This is a genomic window from Proteiniphilum sp. UBA1028 (genome assembly GCF_002316955.1).
GTDB lineage: Bacteria > Bacteroidota > Bacteroidia > Bacteroidales > Dysgonomonadaceae > Proteiniphilum.
Map to the genome: position 1 here is coordinate 74,573 of NZ_DCEN01000002.1, position 3,701 is coordinate 78,273.

The window sequence follows — 3,701 nt, forward strand, 5'->3', positions numbered from 1 at the left end:
GACGCCGCAGGCAAAAGAGTGGAACGAAGCGTCTATTCCAGAGAATGGATCGATAACCCTTCGGGTAAATCGGTACTGCAGATAAAAATTGCCGGCAGGTGGAATATTGGGGTGATAAACCGCCATGTACGTATTGTGGAGGTGTCGGATGAAAGTACCCTTATCGAGTTTGAATGCCAGCATGGATTATCGGAAGAGGTTTTGTTAATTCGTAAATCATAATCGGATGAAAAAGATTCATATTTCAGGATTGGCCATGATGGGGGCAGGCAGCCTGCTTGCACAGCAGCCAAACATCATTTATATCATGACCGATCAACAGACAGCCCAGGCAATGAGTTGTGTGGACGCCACCTATGTGAGTACTCCGAACCTCGATAAGCTCGCAAAGGATGGAATCAGATTTACGAATGCCTACTGCGCTGCTCCCCTGAGCGGCCCATCCAGATTTGCCATGTTTACAGGAGTCGCTCCAGGCTCGGAAGGAATGTTGAAAAACAACACTCCTTTCCCGGAGAAACTGAAGGAAAAGACATTGGGGAACCTGGTCACTTCGGCCGGATACCTGTCGGCCTATGCCGGTAAATGGCATCTCCCGGAGGCATCTCTCCCTGCCGACGAAAAAAGCTTCGGTTTCATCTCCCTGCATGATCACAACGATTACGGACTGGCTGAGTCCTGCATTCGTTTTTTGAAGCAAAAGCACGACAAACCTTTTTTTCTGGTAGCCTCGTTCGATAATCCACACAACATCTGTGAGTATGCCCGAAACCAGGTGCTCCCTTTTGCAGAAATAAAGGAACCGGACCTGGACGATTGTCCCAACCTGCCCGCCAACTTCTCTCCTGCTCCATACGAAGCGGAGATAATAAGGCTGGAACAACAGGTGCACTTCCCTACTTACCCGGTCATTGATTATACCCGGGACGACTGGCGACGTTATCTCAATGCGTATTACCACCTGGTGGAAACCGTAGATAACGAGATCGGAAAAATAATTGATGCGCTGGTGGAGCTGGGGCTTTATGAAGATGCCTTGATTATTTTCAGCAGTGACCATGGAGATGGAGTGGCAGCGAACAAATGGAACCAGAAGTCTGCCCTCTTCGAGGAGATTGTGAACGTTCCATTTATCGTGAAAGCACCCGATGCGTTCAGCGGCAACGTGGAACGTCCTGAATTGATCAACGCCGGACTCGACCTTCTTCCTACCATCTGCGATTATGCCTCGGCTGAGATCCCTTCCCATGTCACCGGCAAAAGTATCCGGACCCTGGTTGAGGACAAGGATACGGAAGAAATACACCCGTTTATCGTAACAGAGACACAATTTGATAAATCACCCACAAGGGGATGGATGGTTCGAACCCCACAATACAAATATGTGTTGTACGATAAAGGAAAATACAGGGAACAGCTGTTTGATATCCGGAAGGATAAAAAAGAACGCCGCAACCTGGCAATAGAGCGTAAACATCAAGAGATCCTGAACCATCATCGCTCCCTTCTACAAGGGTGGGTGGAGCAGCACAAAATTTCCACTACCGGCAGGGAGATCATCCTGTCCCAATAAGGCGGCAGGCATCTTACACCACTAAAATAGACAATTATGTTACACTTTCGTAGAACAATTTCATGCGTGGGGATGATCGGCTTAATCCCTCTTGCCTCCTGTGTTGGCAAAGATCCAAACACCAATAACGAACAAAGCGCGCCCAATGTGATCTATGTCTTTCCCGATCAGATGCGGAACAGCGCCATGGAGTTCTGGAGTAGCGAAAAATACGCATCGCACATTCGTTATAAAGGAGATCCTGTGATCACACCCAATCTGAATAAGTTTGCCGATGAGGCTGTCGTGTTCTCTTCAGCCTACAGCAACACTCCCCTGAGCAGCCCTCACCGCGGCTCATTGCTTACCGGGATGTATCCGAACAAAAGCGGGGTGCCGTTAAATGTGAACTCCACCCGCCCTTTCAACTCTCTCAGAGATGACGCAACTACTATCAGCGATGTATATAGCCAAAACGGGTACAACTGTGCTTACATTGGGAAATATCATCTTGATGCCCCCACACCCAACGACCCGGATAAACCCGGACACTATGTGGAAGAGAGAAATCCGGTATGGGATGCATACACACCACCCGGAAAGAGACACGGTTTCGACTTCTGGTATTCCTACGGCACGTTCGATGTGCACAAGAGACCCCATTACTGGGATACCGAAGGAAAAAGACATGAAATAAGGGAGTGGTCTCCCAAACATGAAATGGATATCGCGATCGATTATCTGAATAATCGAAATGGCCAAAGAGATTCCGCCAAGCCCTTCTTCATGATGATCAGCATGAATCCACCTCACCATCCTTACAGTTCGCTCGACGATTGCATGGAGGAAGACTACAACCTCTACAAAAACAAAACACCGGGGGAACTGCTTATTCGTGACAATGCCGATACCACCATGGCGAAGGCGGCATCTGCACCCTATTATTTTGCCCAGGTTACCGGAGTAGACCGGGAGTTTGGCAGGCTTCTCAAGGCTTTGGACAGCCTGGGACTGGCAGATAACACAATAGTGGTGTTTGCTTCGGACCACGGAGAAACATTGTGCAGTCAGGGTATCGATGACCCCAAAAATTCACCTTACGCAGAATCGACCGACATCCCGTTTCTGGTCCGGTATCCCGACAGGCTGAAACCAAAGGTTGTGGATCTGATACTTTCCACACCCGATATTATGCCCACATTATTGGGGTTGAGCGGACTGGAAGATCAGATACCCCGGGAGGTACAGGGTAGCAATTTCGCCGACTACCTGCTGACCGGCAAATCGGAAGTCTCTTTACCACAAAGTGCACTGTACATCCGGAACATGGATGGAGAGAAAGATGAAAACGGAAAAGTAATCACCTACTTCCCCGAGACCAGAGGAGTGAAAACCGAAAGATTCACCCTCGCACTGACCATCAACAAGGAGACAAAAGAATTGAAAAAGACCTACTTCTTTGACAACAGAACCGACCCGTATCAATTGAACAACCTCCCACCCGATAGTTATCCTGCAGAAATGAAGATGCTGTTGACTGAACTGGGACAAAAACTAAAGAATATCGATGATCCCTGGTTCAACGAGAAGATCCTGGCAGACATGATACCGTACAATTAACAGCCAATACGGTCACCGATATATCTTTGAAACACTCTCATAGCAACTCCCATCACCGATTCTGATGGGAGTGCTGTTTTAAAATACACAACCAACCAGTGAGAATCTTCCATGTTGTTATATGACTGATCGCTTCACTCCATAAAAGGCGCTCAAGAAGCATAATGTGGTACACCGCCCCAAATAGCAGAAAAACTGATTGAACAGGATTAAAGAACAGCATTTGAACAATTCTAAAAATAAAATAAACAAATCTGAAACTATTCATTCCGGGCTCAGCCTGCCAATTTTTCAGAAAAAGGTAATTTTGCAACAAACATATTTTAAAGAAGAACACGGGTAATTGAAACTTGAAATGCCCACAAACGTACTCGGTGAACTTACGACACATACAGCAGGTAGTGAAAACCACGGTAAAAGCAAAGAAGAAAAAGAAAGAAAGTGGCTATAAATTACACCCGAATTTCGACCCGAAAGACAGCATTGAATATATGTTAAAAACGAATATTGCCGTATGAAACGAGCATGA

General features: G+C 46.9%; 4 protein-coding genes. All 4 read left to right on the plus strand.

Going from position 1 to position 3,701, the window contains the following annotated elements; translation table 11 throughout:
* A partial coding sequence (locus tag B3Z75_RS00240; protein WP_294066372.1) for a hypothetical protein occupies nt 1-222 on the plus strand: 222 nt, incomplete at its 5' end.
* Between the two features lie 4 nt (nt 223-226).
* Entirely contained in the window at nt 227-1,573 is a 1,347-nt protein-coding gene (locus B3Z75_RS00245) for a sulfatase family protein (protein WP_294066375.1), read from the plus strand.
* Nucleotides 1,574-1,609: 36 nt separating this feature from the next.
* Nucleotides 1,610-3,172: a sulfatase family protein gene (locus B3Z75_RS00250; protein WP_414702832.1), complete on the plus strand. Its 1,563-nt coding sequence runs from the start codon at nt 1,610-1,612 to the stop codon at nt 3,170-3,172.
* Nucleotides 3,173-3,546: 374 nt separating this feature from the next.
* Nucleotides 3,547-3,690 (plus strand): hypothetical protein, encoded by a 144-nt coding sequence (locus tag B3Z75_RS00255; protein WP_294066379.1) that lies wholly within the window; start codon nt 3,547-3,549, stop codon nt 3,688-3,690.
* Nucleotides 3,691-3,701: the final 11 nt, after the last annotated feature.